Origin of the sequence: Flavobacterium daejeonense DSM 17708 (assembly GCF_000425425.1) — a bacterium.
GTDB classification, from domain to species: domain Bacteria; phylum Bacteroidota; class Bacteroidia; order Flavobacteriales; family Flavobacteriaceae; genus Flavobacterium; species Flavobacterium daejeonense.
Genome location: NZ_AUDK01000002.1, coordinates 44372 through 64850, shown reverse-complemented (window position 1 = coordinate 64850; position 20479 = coordinate 44372). Strand labels below are relative to the sequence as shown.

The 20479-nt window shown below is 35.2% G+C and carries 20 protein-coding genes and 1 riboswitch; of the genes, 16 read left to right on the top strand and 4 right to left on the bottom strand.

The genetic code is table 11. The annotated features are described in order from the left end of the window. The first annotated feature begins 49 nt into the window (after positions 1-49). Complete coding sequence (locus H599_RS0102235) at positions 50-715, top strand: polysaccharide deacetylase family protein (protein ID WP_026712618.1); 666 nt, start codon at positions 50-52, stop codon at positions 713-715. On the opposite strand, the gene H599_RS0102230 is transcribed toward H599_RS0102235, so the two are convergent. Together H599_RS0102230 and H599_RS0102225 are read right to left on the bottom strand one after the other, a co-directional pair. Then, a complete protein-coding gene (locus H599_RS0102230) occupies positions 712-1008 on the bottom strand; it encodes a thioredoxin family protein (RefSeq protein WP_026712617.1) in 297 nt (98 codons plus the stop codon). The genes H599_RS0102235 and H599_RS0102230 overlap by 4 nt on opposite strands. Before the next feature lie 75 nt (positions 1009-1083). Next, entirely contained in the window at positions 1084-2316 is a 1233-nt protein-coding gene (locus tag H599_RS0102225) for a metallophosphoesterase (protein WP_026712616.1), read from the bottom strand. Between the two features lie 194 nt (positions 2317-2510). Here H599_RS0102225 and H599_RS0102220 point away from each other — a divergent pair, with 194 nt between their 5' ends. The 4 genes from H599_RS0102220 (at position 2511) to polA (ending at position 6882) form a co-directional block, all read left to right on the top strand. Further along, positions 2511-2969, top strand: a complete 459-nt coding sequence (locus H599_RS0102220) for a hypothetical protein (RefSeq protein WP_026712615.1) — start codon at positions 2511-2513, stop codon at positions 2967-2969. A 72-nt stretch (positions 2970-3041) separates the two neighbouring features. After that, a complete protein-coding gene (locus tag H599_RS0102215) occupies positions 3042-3242 on the top strand; it encodes a hypothetical protein (RefSeq protein ID WP_026712614.1) in 201 nt (66 codons plus the stop codon). Further along, positions 3230-3355, top strand: a complete 126-nt coding sequence (locus H599_RS21300) for a hypothetical protein (protein ID WP_262493876.1) — start codon at positions 3230-3232, stop codon at positions 3353-3355. Before H599_RS0102215 ends, H599_RS21300 begins: the two co-directional genes overlap by 13 nt. Positions 3356-4026: 671 nt before the next feature. Then, positions 4027-6882 (top strand): DNA polymerase I, encoded by a 2856-nt coding sequence (gene polA, locus H599_RS19085; RefSeq protein ID WP_035141052.1) that lies wholly within the window; start codon positions 4027-4029, stop codon positions 6880-6882. 61 nt (positions 6883-6943) lie between these two features. On the opposite strand, the gene H599_RS0102190 is transcribed toward polA, so the two are convergent. Then, a complete protein-coding gene (locus H599_RS0102190) occupies positions 6944-7990 on the bottom strand; it encodes a LacI family DNA-binding transcriptional regulator (RefSeq protein ID WP_026712613.1) in 1047 nt (348 codons plus the stop codon). Between the two features lie 361 nt (positions 7991-8351). Between H599_RS0102190 and rplM the strand changes: the two genes are divergently transcribed. The 4 genes from rplM (at position 8352) to tsf (ending at position 11212) form a co-directional block, all read left to right on the top strand. After that, positions 8352-8807, top strand: a complete 456-nt coding sequence (gene rplM, locus H599_RS0102185; protein WP_026712612.1) for a 50S ribosomal protein L13 — start codon at positions 8352-8354, stop codon at positions 8805-8807. Continuing rightward, the gene (gene rpsI, locus H599_RS0102180) at positions 8807-9193 is read left to right on the top strand and encodes a 30S ribosomal protein S9 (RefSeq protein WP_026712611.1); all 387 of its coding nucleotides are present in this window, start codon (positions 8807-8809) and stop codon (positions 9191-9193) included. Before rplM ends, rpsI begins: the two co-directional genes overlap by 1 nt. A gap of 176 nt (positions 9194-9369) precedes the next feature. Continuing rightward, positions 9370-10122, top strand: a complete 753-nt coding sequence (gene rpsB / locus H599_RS0102175; RefSeq protein ID WP_026712610.1) for a 30S ribosomal protein S2 — start codon at positions 9370-9372, stop codon at positions 10120-10122. 127 nt (positions 10123-10249) lie between these two features. Further along, positions 10250-11212, top strand: coding sequence for a translation elongation factor Ts (gene tsf / locus H599_RS0102170; protein WP_026712609.1), 963 nt, complete (start codon positions 10250-10252; stop codon positions 11210-11212). Positions 11213-11265: 53 nt separating this feature from the next. Here the strand turns inward: tsf and H599_RS0102165 are convergent, their stop codons facing one another. After that, on the bottom strand, positions 11266-12300 hold the full coding sequence (locus tag H599_RS0102165; RefSeq protein WP_026712608.1) for a LacI family DNA-binding transcriptional regulator: 1035 nt from the start codon (positions 12298-12300) through the stop codon (positions 11266-11268). A 153-nt stretch (positions 12301-12453) separates the two neighbouring features. Here H599_RS0102165 and H599_RS0102160 point away from each other — a divergent pair, with 153 nt between their 5' ends. From H599_RS0102160 to thiS, 7 genes are all read left to right on the top strand, one after another. After that, positions 12454-15081, top strand: coding sequence for a TonB-dependent receptor (locus tag H599_RS0102160; protein ID WP_051590614.1), 2628 nt, complete (start codon positions 12454-12456; stop codon positions 15079-15081). A gap of 94 nt (positions 15082-15175) precedes the next feature. Further along, positions 15176-16477 carry an MFS transporter gene (locus H599_RS0102155; protein WP_026712606.1) on the top strand — a complete coding sequence of 434 codons (1302 nt, stop codon included), beginning with the start codon at positions 15176-15178 and terminating at the stop codon, positions 16475-16477. Positions 16478-16481: 4 nt separating this feature from the next. Then, a complete protein-coding gene (locus H599_RS0102150; RefSeq protein WP_026712605.1) occupies positions 16482-17663 on the top strand; it encodes a glycoside hydrolase 100 family protein in 1182 nt (393 codons plus the stop codon). Between the two features lies 1 nt (position 17664). Next, positions 17665-18588: a carbohydrate kinase family protein gene (locus H599_RS0102145; RefSeq protein ID WP_026712604.1), complete on the top strand. Its 924-nt coding sequence runs from the start codon at positions 17665-17667 to the stop codon at positions 18586-18588. Positions 18589-18737: 149 nt separating this feature from the next. Further along, positions 18738-19385 carry a queuosine precursor transporter gene (locus H599_RS0102140; protein WP_026712603.1) on the top strand — a complete coding sequence of 216 codons (648 nt, stop codon included), beginning with the start codon at positions 18738-18740 and terminating at the stop codon, positions 19383-19385. 2 nt (positions 19386-19387) lie between these two features. Beyond that, positions 19388-19951 carry a DNA-3-methyladenine glycosylase I gene (locus H599_RS0102135; protein ID WP_026712602.1) on the top strand — a complete coding sequence of 188 codons (564 nt, stop codon included), beginning with the start codon at positions 19388-19390 and terminating at the stop codon, positions 19949-19951. A gap of 88 nt (positions 19952-20039) precedes the next feature. After that, a riboswitch (TPP riboswitch) is annotated at positions 20040-20147 on the top strand. 65 nt (positions 20148-20212) lie between these two features. Next, positions 20213-20419 carry a sulfur carrier protein ThiS gene (gene thiS, locus H599_RS0102130; protein WP_026712601.1) on the top strand — a complete coding sequence of 69 codons (207 nt, stop codon included), beginning with the start codon at positions 20213-20215 and terminating at the stop codon, positions 20417-20419. Positions 20420-20479 lie beyond the last annotated feature (60 nt).

Below are 20479 nucleotides of genomic sequence, written 5' to 3'. Positions count from 1 at the left end.
AAACAAGATTGCTACATTTTTTTTATCTTTAATATCAAATGATTTTCAGATGAAACCCTATTGGATAAAAACCCACCAAATCATCAAAAAACTGTTCTCTAATTTTGTTTGGGACATCCCCAATAACGAAAACAAAGTTTACCTTACTTTTGATGACGGTCCCACTCCTGAAATAACCGAATGGGTTTTAGCCGAATTAGAAAAACACAATGCCAAAGCTACTTTTTTCTGCATTGGTAAGAATATTGTTGCGCATCCAGAAATCTTCACTAAAATTATTGAAAAAGGGCACAGTATAGGCAATCACACCCACAATCATTTGAACGGTTGGATAAATAAAACGGATGATTATATTAAAAACTTTCAATTATGTGAAAACATCATTTCCACTCATAAATCTAAAATCAATCCCGAAGCTTCGGGACTAAAACCTAAAATCTTTCGTCCGCCTTACGGCAAAATTAAGCCAGCTCAATCTAAAAAATTAAGACAACTAGGCTACAAAATAATCATGTGGGATGTTCTAAGCGCCGATTTTGACCAAAATATCAGTAAAGAAGAATGTTTGAATAATACGGTTAATCATATTCAATCCGGTAGTATTGTCGTTTTTCACGACAGTGTAAAAGCTTTTAAAAATCTGGAATATGTTTTACCCAGAGTGTTAAAACATTTAACCCAAAACAACTTTAAGCTTGAAGCAATTCGCTTTTAAAGTTGTTCCTGAACAATCGTTATTAACGAATTGGCATCCAATTCACCGGATTGTCTCCAAACCATCTGACCGTTTTTATAGACCATCAATGTTGGTAATCCTTTAATTCGCAATGCTTCGGCAAGTTCCTGATTTTTATCCACATCAATTTTAATCACTTTTGCTTTATCGCCTAAAGCTGCCGCAACATCTCTTATCACTTCATGCATAGAAACTGAAGATTCGTTCCAATCGGTGTAGAAATCAATCAACACTGGTACTTGTGCACTTATTAGTTCTCCAAATTTTGACATAAAACCAACGAATTATTTTTTTAAATCTAAGAAAAAATTATTTTTCTTTCATACAAATGTAGCATTTTTAACGAATTATGCTACTTTACCCCCTTTTTTTAGTTCGATAACCGTAATTTCGGGCATAATTCCTACTCTGCCGGGATAAGCATGAAAACCAAAGCCTCGATTTACATACACATAACGCCCCAAATGCTCATACAAACCAGCCCATTGTTTATAGACATATTGCGCTAAACTCCATTTGAAATAGCCCGGAATTTCAATCCCAAACTGCATGCCGTGCGTATGTCCGGAAAGGGTTAAATGATAATTCATATCATCATTTTTTACTTCATATTCCCAATGGCTCGGATCGTGACTCATCAGAATTTTAAACTCATTTCCTCTCAAGCCTTCAGAGGCTTTTTCCAAATCGCCTGCCTGCTTAAAGTTTTTTCCCCAGTTTTCTACCCCTACTAAAGCAATTTTATCCTTTCCTTTTTTGATAAAAGTATGCTCGTTCAATAATAACTGAAAACCAATTTGCCCGTACAAATCTTTAATTTCTTTAAAATTCTGATCTTTGGCAGTCTGTGAAGGCCAGGTCACGTATTCGCCATAATCATGATTACCCAGAACGGAAAATTTACCATATTCGTGTGTTTTGATACGATTAAAAGTTTCAACCCACGGATGCATTTCGATAGCATGCGTATTTACAATATCTCCGGTAAACAAAATCATATCCGAATTTTGCTCATTTACTAAATCAATGGCATAATTAATTTTGTCCGCATTATCAAAACTCCCCGAATGCACATCCGAAATTTGTGTTATCGTAAAACCATCAAAAGCATCCGGCAAATCAGGGAAAAAGATACGTTGTTTAATTACTTTATAATTGTATTTCCCAATTGTCACACCATAAATCAAAGATAAAAACGGAATGGAAGCCAATCCCAAACCCAACTGACTCACAAATTTTCTTCGGCTAGGAAGAAATCCTTCATTGCTGTTCTCTACAAAATAATTCACCGAACCCATAACCAGCCTGAAAATATCTTCTCCAAGTAATACGAGCGCCAACACAATCTTAGGCACATACACCACCAGCATTAACCCCATCACAAACATCGTTTGCTTGGTTTGCCCTACGGAACGGTCAAAATTCATAAAACCGTAAATAATATAAATTAAAATCGCCAGACTTAACACAGCGTATCCAATTAAAAACCATTTATCTTTCAGAATTGTTTTGAAAGCCTGAAAAGCATACAATTCGATTATAAAAAGAAATACTATAAAAAATAGCAACCTAAAACCCATGTCAATACATTTTTTCACAAAATAACAACTTCTACCGTTTAGTTAAGAACTACTTAATTAAACTTTAACGGAATCTTGATTTTTTATCATTTAAAAACTTACTAGGTTTCTAAAATCTAGTAGGTGTGGATTCAAACAAATAATATCTTGTAAGAAAATTTTAATATATTTGAAAGAAAAAAAACATACCAAAGATGAATCTAGCTCTTAATAAACCCTATCATTTTTTCTTTTTAATAGTCCCTGTTATTTTGGTTTTTGGATTTAGTAAATCCAAAGGAATATTTAACATTAATATTCGCGACACTTACTTTATTATCAAATATTCTCACTTAGGAATTATATTAAGTGCTTTTTATTTATTACTTGGATTATTTCATTTTTTTATATCAAAAAAAGGAATTGAAATAAACAATTGGATTATTAATTCGCATACAATTTTATCAATTGGTGGATTAATTTTAATTTGGATATTATCAAAAAAATCCAACAATGCACCCCAACAAAATATTGAAGAAACGCTTAAAAATATATGTATCAATGAATACTTGAATTTTAGTTACTTAATCATAAGTATAAGTATCCTTCTCGTTCAAATTATCTTTTTTAGCTCTATTTTATGGAAAACGGTGAGAAATTTATTTTCAACTTAAAAAAACACAAATCAAAATCAAATAATTTTTTTAAAAAAAATTAGTCGTACCTTTGAATAAATCATTGAAGTTATGAATGTTGCTGCCAAAAAAATGGAATTGATTAAATGGTTGTCTTCTATTGAGGACAAAACCATTATTGACCAAATTGATAGCTTTAGAAAACAACAAAGTAGTTTTGATTTTGAAAAAGAAATAAACTCCGCCATTACAGCTGATGAATTAAAAAAACGCACTTCTGATTTTTTAAAGTCATTAGAATGGGAAAAATAAAGATTTTCTATAAAGCTGAAGTTAAAAACTACATAAACGAACTAATTTACATCCTTCACAAAGAAAACTATTTCAGCTATCTTGAAAATGCAATTGAATACAAAGACCAATAATTGATTTTATTGAACAAAACATTGCATCTTTCCCTTCAAAAGCTACTCCTTTACCTCTTTATCATCTGGGTTCAAAATACATTTTCTACAAAAGCAATCCACGTACAACTTGGTACATTTTCTTCGAAAAAAAGGAAAATCAATATTTGATAACCTACATCACCAATAATCATACCGAGATAGCAAAATTTCTATAATACTAACTCCTATAACGCGAATCTTTTCATAAGTCATATTCTCTCAAATCTTCATAGAGCTACTTGGTGAGATTTCTCCTTCGTCGAAAAGACAAGATTATGGAAAATTGTCTCCCTAAAGAAATTTCTACGTAAAAGCAGAACATCATCTCTTAAAAGTCTCGCCCAGTCCTTAACTTCCGCAGTCGAGTGTCAAATGTTTGAAGAATACGTAAAAAGAAAAGCTGTTTGAGTCCCGACATTTCGGGACGAGTTCTTTTCTTTTAGTATTCGAAAACTAATTTGACCGATGAGGAAGTGTAAGACTTGATTTTTTTGTTTCTTTTTTGATCAAGCAAAAAAGAAAAAGCTACTTAACAAGATTAAGAAAAAATGACTTTTCATAAACAAACCAATCTCAACAAAGCAATTAGAAATAATCATAAAGTAAATTGAATTCTATATTTTTACATTTTAAATTCAATTTATTAATCAATGTCACAAAAACGTCTTTTTCTACTCGATGCCTATGCTTTAATTTTTAGAGGTTATTACGCCTTTATTAAAAATCCAAGAATTAACTCTAAAGGCATGGATACATCAGCCATTATGGGATTTATGAATTCGTTAATGGATGTGATTAAGCGTGAAAAACCAGATCATTTGGCGGTAGCTTTTGACAAAGGCGGCAGTGATTTACGTAACGAAATGTTCCCGGAGTACAAAGCCAATCGTGACGCTACTCCCGAAGCCATCAAAATTGCCGTTCCTTATATTCAGGAATTGTTGCGTGCCATGCACATTCCTATTATTGAAGTAGCGGGTTATGAAGCCGACGATTTGATTGGTACCATTGCCAAACAGGCCGAAAAACAAAATTATCAGGTGTACATGGTGACTCCCGATAAGGATTTTGCCCAATTGGTAAGCGAAAATATTTTTATGTATAAACCCGCCCGAATGGGTAACGGAATAGAAATATGGGGAATTCCTGAAGTTTTGGAAAAATTTGAAATCGAAAGACCGGATCAGGTGATTGATTATTTGGGAATGATGGGTGACTCCGCCGATAACATTCCGGGACTACCGGGTGTAGGTGAAAAAACCGCTAAAAAATTCCTGGCCGAATACGGTTCGATGGAAAATCTTTTGGCAAGCACCCACCAACTCAAAGGCGCGATGAAAACCAAAATAGAAGCCAATGCCGAATTAGGTTTATTGTCTAAAAAACTAGCTACTATCCTATTGGATTGTCCGGTGACTTTTGACGAGAAAGATTATGAATTATCTAAACCTGATGTTGAAAAAACAGATGCTATCTTCAACGAATTGGAATTTAGAAGAATGGCCGAACAATTTGATGCTATTTTCAAAAACCCATCACCAGCTTCCGCAAACGTAGAAAACACAGTTGACGAAGCTAAACTTTACAAAAAAACATCACCTAAAAACGAAGATCAGTTTGACTTATTTTCGGCAACCACTCCGGGTCAGGATGCTGAAATCGCACACACACAATTTTACAACACACTGGAGAACACTCCGCATTCGTATCAAATTATCCAAGGCGATTTAGGAATTCGTTTGCTGTTGCAAAATTTAGAAAAACAAACTTCCGTTTGCTTTGACACCGAAACCACCGGACTGGATGCTTTGCATGCTGAATTGGTTGGAATGTCGTTCTCTTATGAAAAAGGCAAAGGTTTTTATGTTCCGTTTCCAGAGAATCAAGAGGAATCTAAAGTTTTAGCCGAAAAATTCATTCCGTTTTTTGAGAATCCTGAAATTGAAAAAATAGGTCAAAACATCAAATACGATTTGAAAATTCTGGCTAATTACGGCATTCGCGTAGGCGGAAAATTATTCGACACCATGATTGCGCATTATCTGATTAATCCGGATATGCGTCATAATATGGATATTTTGGCAGAAACTTATTTAAAATATTCGCCAAAATCGATTGAAGATTTAATTGGAAAAAAAGGAAAAAACCAAAAATCAATGCGTGAAGTCGATTTGGAAGACATTAAAGAATATGCCGCCGAAGATGCCGATGTCACTTTTCAATTGAAAGAATTATTTGCAGTTGAACTGAAAAAGACCGAAACCCAAAAATTATTTGACGAAATTGAAATCCCACTGGTTCCAGTATTGGCTGCTATGGAAACCGAAGGAATTAATCTCGATGTTCCGTTTTTGAAAAAAATGTCGGTCGAAATGGCTGCCGAAAGCAAGACGCTGGAACAAAAAATATACGAAACCGCCGGAGAAAAATTCAATTTGGCTTCACCAAAACAACTCGGCGATATTTTATTCGACAAATTAAAAATTGGCGGTGCCAAACAAAAGAAAACCAAAACCGGACAATATGCTACCGGTGAGGAAGTTTTATCTTATTTAGCCAATGACAACGAAATTGTGCGCGATATTCTGGAATGGCGCCAAATGGTGAAACTACAAAGCACTTATATTGATGCTTTGCCTAATCAGGTCAACCCAAAAACAGGTCGTGTTCATACCGATTATATGCAAACAGTAGCTGCAACGGGACGTTTGAGTTCGAATAATCCGAACTTACAAAACATCCCTATTCGTACCGAAAGAGGACGATTAATCCGTAAAGCTTTTATTGCCCGCGATGAAAACTACACCTTAGTTTCTGCCGATTACTCCCAAATTGAATTACGTGTTATTGCTGCCTTAAGTGGCGAAGAAAACATGATTAAAGCGTTTCAAAATAATGAAGACATTCATAAATCGACTGCTTCTAAGGTTTTCAATGTACCATTAGAAGAAGTAACCCGTGAACAACGTAGTCATGCCAAAACGGTAAACTTCGGAATTATCTATGGCGTTTCGGCTTTTGGCCTTTCGAATCAAACCAATCTGAGCCGTTCGGAAAGCGCCGAATTGATTGAGGCTTATTACAAAACCTACCCAAGATTGAAATCCTTTATTAATGAGCAAATTGATTTTGCCAGAGATCATGGCTATGTGCAAACGATTTTAGGTCGTCGTCGTTATTTAAAAGACATTAATTCGCAAAACGCCGTGGTACGTGGTGGTGCCGAACGAAATGCGGTAAATGCTCCTATCCAGGGTTCGGCTGCCGATATTATCAAAATTGCGATGATCAACATTCATAATAAATTAGTTTCTGATCCCGACGGTTCGGGATGGAAATCGAAAATGTTATTACAGGTTCATGACGAATTGGTTTTTGATGTTCATAATGACGAATTAGAACGAATCCAACCGATGATTAAAACCGAAATGGAAAATGCTTTCCAATTAGCAGTTCCATTGGTTGTTGAATTGGGTATGGGGAAAGACTGGCTGGAAGCGCATTAGGATTCTAGAATACAGAATTTAGATTTAAGTAACACTAAACAGAAAACAAAAAATCCATTGCCTACTTCTTGGCAATGGATTTTTTAGTTCGGGAAGATTCTCTTTCCTTCAGATTGGTTTTAATGACCACAGTTTGATAAGGAGCTTCATCTTCTTCGTCGGCTTCTAAGCGGTCGATAAGCAGTTTGGCCGCTACTTCTCCAATTTCCACTCCGTGCTGACTTACTGTACTTAAACTTGGTGTCAATCGTCTGGAAGCTAAAATTCCGTCGGCAAAACCAATGATTGATAATTCATCCGGAATTTTATACCCTTTTTTGATGGCTAGTTTTAAAGCCGCCACTGAATCACGTTCGTCCAAAGCAAAAACCGCATCAATCGTATTATTTTCAAAAACAGCTTCAATTTTTTTCTTCATTTCATCTTCTGAATTAGTACGAAGAATAATATTTTCATTGACTGCAATTCCATTATCTGCTAATGCTTTCAAATAGCCTTCAGTTCTTAATTTACCCACACTTAAATCGTCAACTGAGGAAATCAAAGCAATATTTTCACACCCGGTATCAATCAAACGTTGGGTAACATTTATAGCCGAATCGTAATCGTCCACCACTACTTTATCACATTCTACCTCATCGGCAATACGGTCAAACATCACAATTGGAGTCCCTTCATTAATAATATCATTAAAATGAGAGTAATCCTGAAGTTTTTGCGCTTCCTGAGATACCGATAAAATAAAACCATCGGTAGTTCCATTACTCAACATTTCTAAAGTATTAATTTCTTTCACTAAGGATTCATTCGAAATACAAGTGATTACATTATAACCTTTAGCATCGGCTACTTTTTCAATACCGCTGAATACTTTGGCAAAAAAAGAATTTAAAATATTCGGGATGATAACCCCAATAGTTCTGGTTTTTCGGTTTTTTAGATTCAAACCAATGATATTGGGCTTGTAATTTTTAAGTTTAGCATACTCTTTAATTTTAACTTTAGTCTGGTTACTAATTTCCGGACTATCGTTTAGTGCTTTAGAAACTGTAGAAACAGAAACATTAAGTTCCTTTGCAATTTGCTTCAGTGTTGCTTTAACTTTCATAATAGTTTATATTGTTCTTATTTTTTAGTCATTTTCAAAATAGTATTACACAAAAACGCAATACAACTTAAACGGCACCTTAAAAAGGATTTCATGCTTCATTTCTTCCATCGCAAGAATGCAAGGTAATCAAATTATTTTTCATATCAAATGTAAGATAATTTTAAAACCAAAGCACGAACTCGAATTAGAAAAAAGACAGCTCTGCCACCGGAATAAATATCCGATTGATAATCAGCTTCAAAACCAAAAAAAATTATTCATTTAAGGTATTTGTATTTAAAATAATTAATTGTACTTTTGCAACCCTTTTCCCGACGATTCGGGAGGGGACGGAATGTTTAATTAAAAAATTTTTATTGTGAACGCATTAAGCTACAAGACAATTTCAGCTACAAAGGCAAACTCTAACAAAGAGTGGATCGTTGTAGATGCAGAGGGTCATAACTTAGGACGTCTTGCTTCTAAAGTCGCTATGATTTTAAGAGGAAAGTACAAGCCAAGCTATACCCCACACGTGGACTGTGGAGATAACGTAATCGTTATTAACGCTGAGAAAATTAACCTTACAGGTAACAAAATGGACGAAAAAATTTACTTACGTCACACAGGTTATCCAGGAGGTCAAAGAACTTTAACTGCTAAAGTATTGCAAGCTAAAAATCCTGCAGCCTTAGTAGAAAAAGCAGTAAAAGGTATGTTACCTAAAAACAAATTAGGAGCTGAACTTTTCAGAAATTTAAATGTTGTTGTTGGTTCTGAGCACAAACAAGCGGCCCAAAAACCAAGAACTGTTAACCTAAACGATCTTAAGTAATGGGAGTTATTCACAAAATCGGTAGAAGAAAAACCGCTGTTGCACGTGTTTATGTTTCAGAAGGAACAGGAAAAATCACTGTAAACAAAAAAGAATTAGCCACTTATTTCCCAACAGCTACTTTACAATACAAAGTGATGCAACCTTTGTCTATGACAGAAAACGCTGAAAACTTTGACGTAAATGTAAATGTTTACGGAGGTGGAGTTACTGGTCAGGCAGAAGCTGTAAGAATGGCAATCGCTCGCGCTATGTGTGAAGCAAACGCTGAAAACAGATCTATCTTGAAACCAGAAGGTTTATTAACAAGAGACCCAAGAATGGTTGAACGTAAGAAATTCGGTCAGAAGAAAGCTCGTAAGAGATTCCAATTCTCCAAACGTTAATATTTACCTGTCTTGTACAGATGGTGCAAGACTTTATCAATTATTTATTGAAATTAAAAAACACAGTTATTGTTGCTCTCCTATCGAGGTAGGATTTAGTTTAGCATCTAAATGTATAAAGCCGATTAACGCCATTTATACATTGCTAATCAACAGAACGTAAACTAGTTAAAAAAATGGCAAACAAAGTAGAAGTTAAAGAATTACTAGAAGCAGGTGTTCACTTCGGACACATGACTAGAAAATGGGATCCAAACATGGCTCCTTACATTTATATGGAGCGTAATGGAATTCACATTATCAACCTATATAAAACTGCAGCTAAAATCGAAGAAGCTAACGAAGCTTTGAAAAAAATCGCTGCATCAGGTAGAAAAATCTTATTCGTAGCTACCAAAAAACAAGCAAAAGACATCGTTGCTGAAAAAGCAAAAGCTGCTAACATGCCTTACATCACTGAAAGATGGCCAGGTGGAATGTTAACAAACTTTGTTACAATCCGTAAAGCAGTTAAAAAAATGTCTTCTATTGATAAAATGAAGAAAGACGGAACTTTCAATACTCTTTCTAAAAAAGAGAAATTGCAAATCGATCGTCTTCGTGCTAAATTAGAAAAAAACTTAGGTTCAATCGCTGATATGTCCAGACTTCCAGCTGCATTGTTCGTAGTAGATATCAAAGCTGAGCACATCGCAATAAAAGAAGCACAAAAATTAAACATTCCAGTATTCGCAATGGTTGATACTAACTCTGATCCACGTGAAGTAGATTACGTTATCCCAGCCAATGATGATGCTTCTAAATCAATTGAGAAAATTTTATCTATAGTAACTACTGCTGTTGTTGAAGGACTTTCTGAAAGAGGTTCTGAAAAAGAAACTGCAGAAGAAGCTCCAGCTGCTGAGGCAGCTCCGGCTACTGAAGAATAAATCATTTTAAATTCCAAATTTTAAATTCCAAATTCCAAAATCAGATTTTTAACCATCTGATAACGTTGGAATTTGGGATTTGAAGATTGGAATTTTTACTTTTAACATTAAAATAATAAAATATATTATGGCAACAATTACTGCTGCAGACGTAAATAAATTAAGACAAGCTACAGGTGCCGGAATGATGGACTGTAAAAAAGCTTTAGTTGAAGCTGAAGGAGATTTTGATAAAGCTATTGAAAACCTTAGAAAAAAAGGACAAAAAGTTGCTGCTAACCGTTCTGACCGTGAGTCTTCTGAAGGAGCTGCTGTTTCTTTTATCAACGCTGACAACACTAAAGGAGCTATCATCACTTTAAACTGCGAAACTGACTTCGTAGGTAAAAATGAAGCTTTCGTAACTTTAGCTAAACAATTAGTTGAAAAAGCAATCAATTTCTCTTCTAAAGAAGAATTTTTAGCTTCAGATTTCAACGGAATCACAGTTGCTGAGAAATTAATCGAGCAAACTGGGGTTATCGGTGAAAAAATCGAAATCGGTGGTTTTGAAATCATTGAAGGTGCTTTCGTTGGATCTTATGTTCACGTAAACAAAATTGCCGCTTTAACTGCAATTTCTGCTCCAATTGCTAACGCTGAGACTTTAACAAAAGACATCTCTATGCAAGTTGCTTCTATGGGTGCTGACACTTTATCTTACAAAGATTTCGATCCTGCTTTCATCGCTTCTGAACTTGAAGCTCGTATCGCTGTAATCGAAAAAGAAAATGAAGAAGCTGCTCGTTTAGGAAAAACTTTGAAAAATGTACCTAAATACATCTCTTACGCTCAATTAACTGAAGAAGTTATCAAACAAGCTGAAGAAGATGCTAAAGCTGAATTAAAAGCTGAAGGCAAACCAGAACAAATCTGGGACAAAATTATTCCTGGAAAAGTACAACGTTTTATCTCTGACAACACTACTTTAGATCAAGAGAAAGCTCTTTTGGATCAAAACTTCATCAAAGATGACAGTAAAAAAGTAGGTGATTACGTTAAAGGTTTCAACGTTGAAATCACAGGTTTCAAAAGAGTAACTTTAGGATAATCCTAAACCGTACCATACAAAAAAGCAGTTTGATTCATTCCAAACTGCTTTTTTTATGCCTCTATTTTTTTCAGAGTAGACTCACGCGTAATAATTGACGTAGGCAACTCAATTGTTTTGGGCTCAAAAATCTTTCCTTTTTTTCTATAAATCATTTCTTCTAACAACAAATTAAAAGCCGCAACTCCCATTTCATAACTTGGCTGATCTACGGTGCTTAGTTTTGGGGTAATAACCTGAGAAACTAACCAATTACTAAAACCAATTACTGCAATTTGACCCGGCACCTGAATTCCTTTTTCATTAAAATGGGCCAAAAGACCAACGGCAACCAAATCTGTTATAACAAAAATTCCGTCAATCCCTTTATCTTCTTCTAAAATCTGTTGAGCAAATTCAACTCCCTGCTCAAAAGTGATACTCTTACAGGAATAAACTAAACTGGAATCAAACGGAATTCCGTTTTTCTCCAAAGCTTTTTTATAACCTAAAAACCGATCAATAGAATTTTGCGGATTAGCCAGTCCCCGAATATGAGCAATCTTTTTACAACCCATATCAATTAGATGCTGTACCGCTTCCATAGCTGCTTTTTGATCATTAATTATCACTTTCGAACTCGGAATCAACTTGGAAATTTTATCAAACTGTACAAAAGGAATTCCTTTCTGAATAATCTCCTTAATATGAGCATCATCATTAGATTCATTAGACAGCGACATAATAATTCCGTCAACTCTTTTATTAAGCAACAGTGCCACTTGTTTTTTCTCTAACTCTAAAGACTCATTAGACTGAAGAATAATAACTAAATAACCATTTTTTTCAGCCTCATCAATAATTCCATTAACAACTCCTGAAAAAAAATGATGCACTACTTCCGGAATAATAAGACCAATGGTTTTAGATTCCTTGGTTCTTAAATTAACCGCAAAACTATTAGGAGTATAATGCAATTCCTCGGCAAGAGCAATAACCGCTTTCCTGGTTTTTTCACTAACATCAGGATAGTTCTTAAGTGCTTTTGAAACAGTAGTGATAGAAATTCCCAAAGTATGAGCTATTTCTTTTAATGTAGCTTCTCTCATGCCGGCAAATATCAAAATAAATTACTAAAATCGAAAACGTTTTCGGTAATTTCGAAAACGTTTTCGAATAAAAATATTGATTTTTTTAACAAAAATAAAAATAGATTTGATAAAAAATAACCAAACAAATTACTAACTAAACAATTTTAAACCATGAAAACAGATAATTTACTATGGAAAAGAATAGGTTTGCTCATAGCACTATTGTTATTCAATGTTTCTTTTTCACAAAATTCAAATTTATCAGGAACTGTGACAGATACTTCAGGAGCACCGCTTCCGGGAGTAAATATCGCCATTAAAAACAGCTCAAAAGCAATAGCCACTGATGCTAATGGAAAATATGCATTTAACAATTTAAAAAATGGCAGCATTGGACTTATTGTTACTTATATTGGATTCAAAAAAACAGAAATCAGCGTTAACATTAATGGAAACACAGTTCAAAATATTACCCTGACAGAAGACACTAATATTCTAGAAGATGTGGTAATCACAGGGGTTGTAAATCCTAAAGCTAAAATAAAATCCAGTGTTTCCATCACTTCTTTAGGAACAGAACAAATCAACCAATCAGCTCCGAGATCAACCGCGGAAATTTTCAGAACTATTCCCGGAATCCGCTCAGAATCATCAGGTGGAGAAGGAAACTCAAATATTTCGGTACGTGGAGTTCCAATTTCATCAGGAGGGTCTAAATATTTGCAACTTCAGGAAGATGGTCTTCCGGTATTATTATTTGGAGATATTGCCTTCGCAACAGCAGATATCTTTACCCGTTTTGATGGCAACATTGCAAAAGTAGAAGCTATTCGTGGAGGTTCGGCATCTACACTTTCTTCGAATTCTCCTGGTGGTATTATCAACTTTATCAGTAAAACCGGAAAAACAGAAGGCGGAAATATCAGCACAACTTTTGGATTAGATTATGGAAATTTCAGAACTGATATTGACTACGGAGGGAAAATTGGAGAGGGATTATATTTTCACGCTGGTGGTTTTTACAGAACTGGTGAAGGTGTTAGAAAAACAGGTTTCAACAGCAATAACGGTGGTCAGTTTAAATTCAACATTACCAAAGAATTTGAAAACGGTTCGATTACTGTTTACGCTAAATTCTTAAATGACCGAGCTGCTGCTTACATGCCAATGCCAGTTGCGGTTTCCGGAACAAATGCCAATCCAACCTGGAAAAGTGTTAACGGATACGATGCAACAACAGGAGCTTTACAATCTATTTATTTAACTCATAATCTTGGATTAGGTCCTGACGGAAATGTTCGCAGAGAAGCAGTAGCAAATGGTATGCATCCTATTTCAAGATCTATCGGTGCTAATGCAAATTTTGACTTAGACGGAGGTTGGAAAATAACAGATAACATTCGATTCACTTCAAACTCAGGAGGATTTATTTCTCCTTTCCCTGCCGAGTTAGCAACTGCTGCTACAATTGCAAATTCATTTGGAACCGGATCTACATTAGTATATGCTGATAACGGCGCTGCATTTAACAATTCAAATGGATTAGTAGCCAGAATTCACATGTTTGACACCCAACTTAACAATATGGGTAACTTCATGAATGATTTGAGATTAACCAAAAAATTTGACAAAGTAGGTATCACGGCAGGATTGTTTAAATCCATGCAAAACATTTCCATGTCATGGTTATGGAACTCATATGTACAGGAAGTATCCGATAACAACCCACGTTTAATTGACGTTAAAAATGCTGGCGGCGCATTATTATCTGAAAACGGCCTATATGCTTACGGAACACCTGCCTGGGGTAATTTAGCCCGAAATTATGACACACAATACAATGTTTCTGCTCCTTATGTAAACATTTCCATCGATGCAACCGACAAATTATCCTTAGAAGGTGGATTACGTTATGACAAAGGAAAAGTTACAGGATCTTTTGCAGGCGGAACATCAACTGCTTACGACATTAACAACGATGGTACGATTTCAGTTCCGGAGCAAAATGTATTTGCAGTGGATAATGCAAATGCAACAGCGGTAAACTATGATTACGATTATTACTCTTACACTTTAGGAGCTAACTTTTTAATCAACAACAAACAATCGGTTTTTGCTCGTTACAGCCGTGGTGCATCTGCTAAAGCGGACAGAATTTTATTCAACAGTGATTTGGATTACTTAAACGGAGATAAAATCAATGCTTTGGACTTCTTACAACAAGCCGAAATTGGGTACAAACAAAAATTCAACAAAGGTTACTTTTATGCAACAGCCTTCCATTCTAAAACGGACGAACAAGGTGGATTTGAAGCAACCTCTAACAGTATTATCCAAAACAACTATAAATCACTTGGTCTAGAATTAGAATCATCTTACGATGTTGTTGACAATTTAAACTTAAGAGGTTCATTAACTTATACTAAAGCTGAAATTACTTCTGGAGCTAACGATGGCAACCAACCAAGAAGACAGCCAAAATTAATGTATAGTTTCATCCCTACTTACAAATTTATGGATAACAAAAATACTTTAGGACTAAGTTTTATCGGTCAGTCAAAAGCATACGCACAAGACTCCAATCAATTAGTAATGAACGGATTTGTAATCATAAACGGATTTGTAGAAGTAGGTATTGCAAAAGGTTTATCTTTAAATGTTTCAGGAAACAACCTATTTAATACTTTAGCAATTACTGAAGCTGAAGAAGGAAGTATCACTGAAAACACAGTGAATTATGTAAGAGCAAGATCTTTAACAGGAAGATCAGTATCAATGTGTTTAGCCTATAAATTCTAAATAATTTTTTTCATAATAGTTGGTTGGTAATTCCTGTATTATAATAAGACATAAAAAGTACAGGAATTCATTTAAAAATTTTAAAATCGCAATTATGGCATTCGTGAAACCTAAACTAAGTTTTTGGCAAATAATCAATATGAATGTTGGTTTTTTTGGCATCCAATACAGTTTTGGTTTGCAACAAAGTGCCGTAAATCCTATTTATGATTTTCTACATGCCAGTCCGGATCAAATTCCAATTCTAAATTTAGCAGGACCATTAACCGGTTTATTAATCCAACCGATTATTGGCGCTATGAGTGATAAAACCTGGCATCCTAAATGGGGACGAAGAAAACCTTATTTCTTCATTGGCGCTCTTATTTGCAGCATTACTTTATTCCTATTCCCATTCAGCAGTTCGCTATGGATGGCAGCAGGTTTACTTTGGATTTTAGATGTAGGTAACAATACAGCTATGGAACCTTATCGTGCTTTTATCGCCGATACTCTTAACGAAGACCAACAGCCTATAGGATTTCAGGCGCAAAGTTTTTTCACAGGTTTCGGACAATTTTTATCCTATATCTCTTTGTTTTTGTTTCCAATAATTTTTGCAGGTTATACCGGAGAATTACCCAACTGGATTTATGCTTCGTTCTTTCTTGGAGCAATTCTTTCCATAACATCCATTTGGTGGAGCATGAAAAAAACGGCTGAAATTCCACCAACCGCCGAAGAAATTGAAAAAATAAAAGCTGAACCTTTAAATCTTTTAAGTCCGTTTGTAGATATTTATCATGCTGTATTAGAAATGCCAAAAGTAATGTGGCAACTTTTTTTAGTGTATTTGTTCCAATGGTATGCTTTAATGTGTTTCTGGCAAAACAATTCAAAAAGCATCGGCTTATCTGTTTGGGATGTGACTCCGGCAAACAAAGAAGGTTATGAAAAAGCAGTAGAATGGATGGGACTAATAGGAGCTTTTGGGTTTATTGTTACCTTTTCAGTAGCTTTTTATCTGGCTAAGCTGGCTAAAAAACACAGTCCTAAAATGGTTCATTTTGTGAGTCTGCTATTTGGAGCTGTTTCCTTTTTATTTTTCCCTTTAATACACAACCAATATTTATTTTTTGCCGTAATCATAGGCTACGGAATAGCCTGGGCGAGTATGATGGGAATACCTTATTTAATAGTTGTAACAACAATTCCTAAAGAACGTTATGGTGTTTACATGGGTATTATCAACATGATGATTGTAATCCCAATGATTTTTCAAAATATCTCATTTGGTTACATTCTAAAGAATTTTTTAAATAATGACCCCCGATTAGCGATAAGTTTTGCCGGAGTACTCTTAATACTGGGTTCTTTGAGCACTCTTTTCATTAAAGCACATAAAACAACATATTAGCATTATGAATTCTGACACTATCACATATAACAAAGCAATTGAACTACTCGAAAAATCATCTTCTTCAGAAGGTTTTTTAGCAAGTGCACAAAACATTTCCAATTACAAAAGAGTTTGGGCACGAGACGGTGTCATTTGCGGATTGGCAGCTTTGGCTTCCGGAGATAAAAATTTGACAGACACCTTCGAAAAAACATTAGAAACACTGGCAAAAAACCAACATCCTATTGGTACAATCCCTTCAAATGTGATGACTAACGGAGATAATGTCGAAGTAAGTTATGGAGGATTAGCCGGAAGAGTTGATGCGGCCACCTGGTTTATTATTGGAATTTGTCAATATGCTTTTTACCAAAAAGAGGCTTCTTTTGTTGAAAAACACGAATCCCATATCCAAAAATGTCTAACCTTAATGGAAGCTTGGGAATTTAACAACAAACACCTGATGTATGTCCCTTTATCCGGAAACTGGGCCGATGAGTACATTACAGATGGCTATGTTTTATACGACCAACTGCTTCGTATCTGGGCGCTAAAAAGCTACAATTACTTTGCAAAAAATACTGAAATCAGCTTAAAAATTAAACAAATAACCGAACAAATTGAATCCAATTTCATTCCTGGTTCACCCGGAGAGAAATACCACGAAAGAACTTACAACGAATTAAACATAAAAGATTTCATGCCTTGCTCCTTCTCGCCTGCCGGATACAAAACACCGTTTGATTCGTTTGCCCATTCGTTAGCACTATTGTTAAATATCGGTTCAGAGGAATTTCAGCTAAAGATTATTCAACATGCTGAAAAAACAAGAACTCAAACAGCTCTGAAAATACTTCCGGCTTTTTGGCCTCCAATAAAAGAAACAGATGCCGATTGGAATTTACTGAAAAACAATTTTAAATATGAATTTCGAAATTACCCTAATGAATTCCATAATGGAGGAAGCTGGCCAATGGTGAATGGTTTTTATGGAGTTGCCCTGCTTTCAAAACAACAAAATGACATTGCACAGGAGCTGCTAAAATTTATCAATGAAGCCAATGCAAAAGAAGATTTTAGTTTCTATGAAAATTTCAATACTGAAACCCAAAAACCAAACGGGGTTCCGTTTTGTACCTGGAGTGCCGCGGCAACCGTTATGGTTCATCAAGGAATTACAGCCAATTTTAAATTATTGATTTAAAATGAAAAAGACAATCGACATAATCTGTGCAGGTGAATTGCTCATTGACTTTATTGGCAATGAAATCAACACCCCTATTTCAGAAATAGAAAATTACTCCCGCTTCCTTGGTGGCTCACCCACTAATGTTGCCATTTATGGTGCAAAATTAGGATTGAAAACTACTCTGGCAGCAAGTTGTGGCAATGATGGATTAGGTCATTTTATGGTTGAAAAACTAAACCAAAATCAGGTAACCACAACTCTTATTGAAAAAACAAACGATTACCCCTCTTCGGTGATTTTTGTTTCAAAATCAAATGCCACCCCTGAATTCATAGCTTATCGACAAGCCGATTCCCATATTAATGAAGCTCAAATTCCGGACACTGTCCTCGAAGAAGCCCAAATTTTTCATACGACCTGTTTTGCCTTAAGCAAAATTCCAGCGCGAGAGACCATTTTAAAAAAAGCTAAAAAAGCCCTTCAATTGGGATTACAAACGAGTATTGACCTTAATTTTTCCGAAAAAATATGGCCTGACAGAAAAGAAGCCATAGAGGTAATTGCAGCATATTTGGGCACAAAACCCTTAGTAAAATTAAGCGATGACGATTGTTTCCGATTATTTAACGAAACCAAAAGTGACGAAGAAATTATTGAATATTTTCGAAATTTAGGTGCATCAGCAATTTGTTTAACCAAAGGGAAAAACGGAGTGAGCTATTGGGATTCTCAATTAGGTATTTTACACAAAGAAGCACCATTTGTCGAAAACATCAAAGACACTACCGGAGCAGGTGATGCTTTTTGGACCGGATTTTTATACGGAAAACTTAAGGGCAAAACGCCTCTTGAATGCATTACTATTGCTCAAAAAATAGCAGCCATAAAACTGCAACATCTGGGGCATCTTCCGGATAATATTCAGGTGGAAAAATTTTAAAGAAAAAACACAAAACTAAAACCCTAACCGTGACTTTGATTAAGTTCCCTTTTGTATAAAAAGCGGAACTTTTTCTTTTATTGGCAAATAAATCATTTAATCAATTCTAAAAATAATAAACTAAATTTGGTTGCATCAAAAACCAAAATATGTTTCAATCCCAAAAAGACCTTGTTTACATAATCCTTGCCGGAATATTCATTACCAATGCCGTTGTTGCCGAATTAATTGGTGGAAAACTCATTTATGTTGGCCCTTATTTAATGAGCATCGGGATTTTACCCTGGCCGGTTGTCTTTGTAACTACCGATTTAATCAACGAATATTTTGGGCAAAAAGGAGTTAAAAAACTCTCCCTGATTACCGCCTGTCTGATTGCTTACTGTTTTGTTTTATTATTTTTTGCGCTAAAAATTCCCGCTGTTAAAGGCGATGGACTCGTGACAGACGACCAATTTCATGCGGTATTTGGACAAAGCATGTGGATTATTGTAGGGAGTATAACCGCCTTCCTAATCTCACAACTCATCGATGTGAGTATTTTTCATTTTTTCAAAAACAAAACCGGCAACAAAATGATTTGGTTAAGAAGTACTGGATCCACTGTTATTTCCCAACTTTTTGACAGTTTTATCGTTTTGGGAATTGCTTTTTGGATGACAGGAAAAATCAACACCGAACAGTATATTGCTTCGGCATCTACAGGTTACTTTGTCAAATTAATTATCGCCATTTTACTAACTCCTCTAATTTATTTGGGGCATTCACTAATTGAAAAATACATTCACAGAAACTAACTATGGAAAACAAAACACGCTGCAACTGGTGCGAAAAAGACGATTTATATCGTAAATATCATGATGAAGAATGGGGAAATCCGGTGTATGACGACCCTACATTATTCGAATTCTTAACGCTGGAAACCTTTCAGGCAGGATTGAGTTGGTACACTGTTCTCGCCAAAAGAGAAAGTTTCCGCGAAGCTTTTGACCAATTTGATTATCAAAAAATTGCCACCTATTCTGAAGCTAAAATTCAGGAATTAATGCAGAATCCTGGAATTATTCGCAATCAATTAAAAATACGTGCCGCAGTTACAAATGCCATTGCTTTTATGAAAGTTCAGGAAGATTTTGGCAGTTTCTCAAAATACATTTGGGCTTTTACCGATGGAAAACCTATTGACAACAACCCTAAGACACTCAAAGAAGTTCCTGCCACTACTCCACTTTCAGACGCTATCAGCAAGGATTTAAAAAAACGCGGATTCAAATTTGTGGGTTCCACTGTAGTTTACGCCCACATGCAAGCCACCGGAATGGTTAACGACCACGTTGAAGAATGTTGGACAAGAAACCAGTAATCAGTGTTCAATTTTAAAAGTATTCAGCACAAAATTGTTAAACTTCTCCTTTTTAACTACCAACTTCTAACTTTTTAATTACATTTGTCACACACTTTAGGGGTGTCTGCTTCCGGAAAATCGGAAAAAGGCTGAGATTTTACCCTCTGAACCTGATCTAGTTCATACTAGCGTAGGGAAAAGTAAGATGACTTCTACAGTCCGGTTTTCGGACATTTTGCAGCCATTCCTAAAGTATTTTTTATTTTAAAAAATCAAGGAATGGAACTAAAAATCAACAATCAATTCAAACAATTTCAAGCAGATACGCTGAGTATTCAATCCTTGCTTGACATTGAATTTCCACAAAAACAAAATGGCATTGCCGTAGCCATTAACCACAATGTGATTCCAAAATCCAATTGGAACAGCCATCTCTTATCCGAAACTGACGATATCCTAATTATTTCGGCTACACAGGGTGGATAATCAATTCTAAAACTCCAATAATCAAATTCCAATAATCAAATTCCAAATTCCATTTTTTTC

What these genes read in the sequence shown, in the direction of transcription:
- H599_RS0102220 (WP_026712615.1), top strand. Translation starts at nt 2,511, where the DNA reads ATGAATCTAGCTCTTAATAAACCCTATCATTTTTTCTTTTTAATAGTC.
- H599_RS0102145 (WP_026712604.1), top strand. Translation starts at nt 17,665, where the DNA reads ATGAAAAAGACAATCGACATAATCTGTGCAGGTGAATTGCTCATTGAC.
- H599_RS0102230 (WP_026712617.1), bottom strand. Translation starts at nt 1,008, where the DNA reads ATGTCAAAATTTGGAGAACTAATAAGTGCACAAGTACCAGTGTTGATT.
- tsf (WP_026712609.1), top strand. Translation starts at nt 10,250, where the DNA reads ATGGCAACAATTACTGCTGCAGACGTAAATAAATTAAGACAAGCTACA.
- H599_RS0102150 (WP_026712605.1), top strand. Translation starts at nt 16,482, where the DNA reads ATGAATTCTGACACTATCACATATAACAAAGCAATTGAACTACTCGAA.
- H599_RS0102225 (WP_026712616.1), bottom strand. Translation starts at nt 2,316, where the DNA reads ATGGGTTTTAGGTTGCTATTTTTTATAGTATTTCTTTTTATAATCGAA.
- H599_RS0102160 (WP_051590614.1), top strand. Translation starts at nt 12,454, where the DNA reads ATGAAAACAGATAATTTACTATGGAAAAGAATAGGTTTGCTCATAGCA.
- H599_RS0102140 (WP_026712603.1), top strand. Translation starts at nt 18,738, where the DNA reads ATGTTTCAATCCCAAAAAGACCTTGTTTACATAATCCTTGCCGGAATA.
- rpsI (WP_026712611.1), top strand. Translation starts at nt 8,807, where the DNA reads ATGGGAGTTATTCACAAAATCGGTAGAAGAAAAACCGCTGTTGCACGT.
- H599_RS0102135 (WP_026712602.1), top strand. Translation starts at nt 19,388, where the DNA reads ATGGAAAACAAAACACGCTGCAACTGGTGCGAAAAAGACGATTTATAT.
- H599_RS0102235 (WP_026712618.1), top strand. Translation starts at nt 50, where the DNA reads ATGAAACCCTATTGGATAAAAACCCACCAAATCATCAAAAAACTGTTC.
- H599_RS0102215 (WP_026712614.1), top strand. Translation starts at nt 3,042, where the DNA reads ATGAATGTTGCTGCCAAAAAAATGGAATTGATTAAATGGTTGTCTTCT.
- H599_RS0102165 (WP_026712608.1), bottom strand. Translation starts at nt 12,300, where the DNA reads ATGAGAGAAGCTACATTAAAAGAAATAGCTCATACTTTGGGAATTTCT.
- thiS (WP_026712601.1), top strand. Translation starts at nt 20,213, where the DNA reads ATGGAACTAAAAATCAACAATCAATTCAAACAATTTCAAGCAGATACG.
- H599_RS0102155 (WP_026712606.1), top strand. Translation starts at nt 15,176, where the DNA reads ATGGCATTCGTGAAACCTAAACTAAGTTTTTGGCAAATAATCAATATG.
- polA (WP_035141052.1), top strand. Translation starts at nt 4,027, where the DNA reads ATGTCACAAAAACGTCTTTTTCTACTCGATGCCTATGCTTTAATTTTT.
- rpsB (WP_026712610.1), top strand. Translation starts at nt 9,370, where the DNA reads ATGGCAAACAAAGTAGAAGTTAAAGAATTACTAGAAGCAGGTGTTCAC.
- H599_RS0102190 (WP_026712613.1), bottom strand. Translation starts at nt 7,990, where the DNA reads ATGAAAGTTAAAGCAACACTGAAGCAAATTGCAAAGGAACTTAATGTT.
- H599_RS21300 (WP_262493876.1), top strand. Translation starts at nt 3,230, where the DNA reads ATGGGAAAAATAAAGATTTTCTATAAAGCTGAAGTTAAAAACTACATA.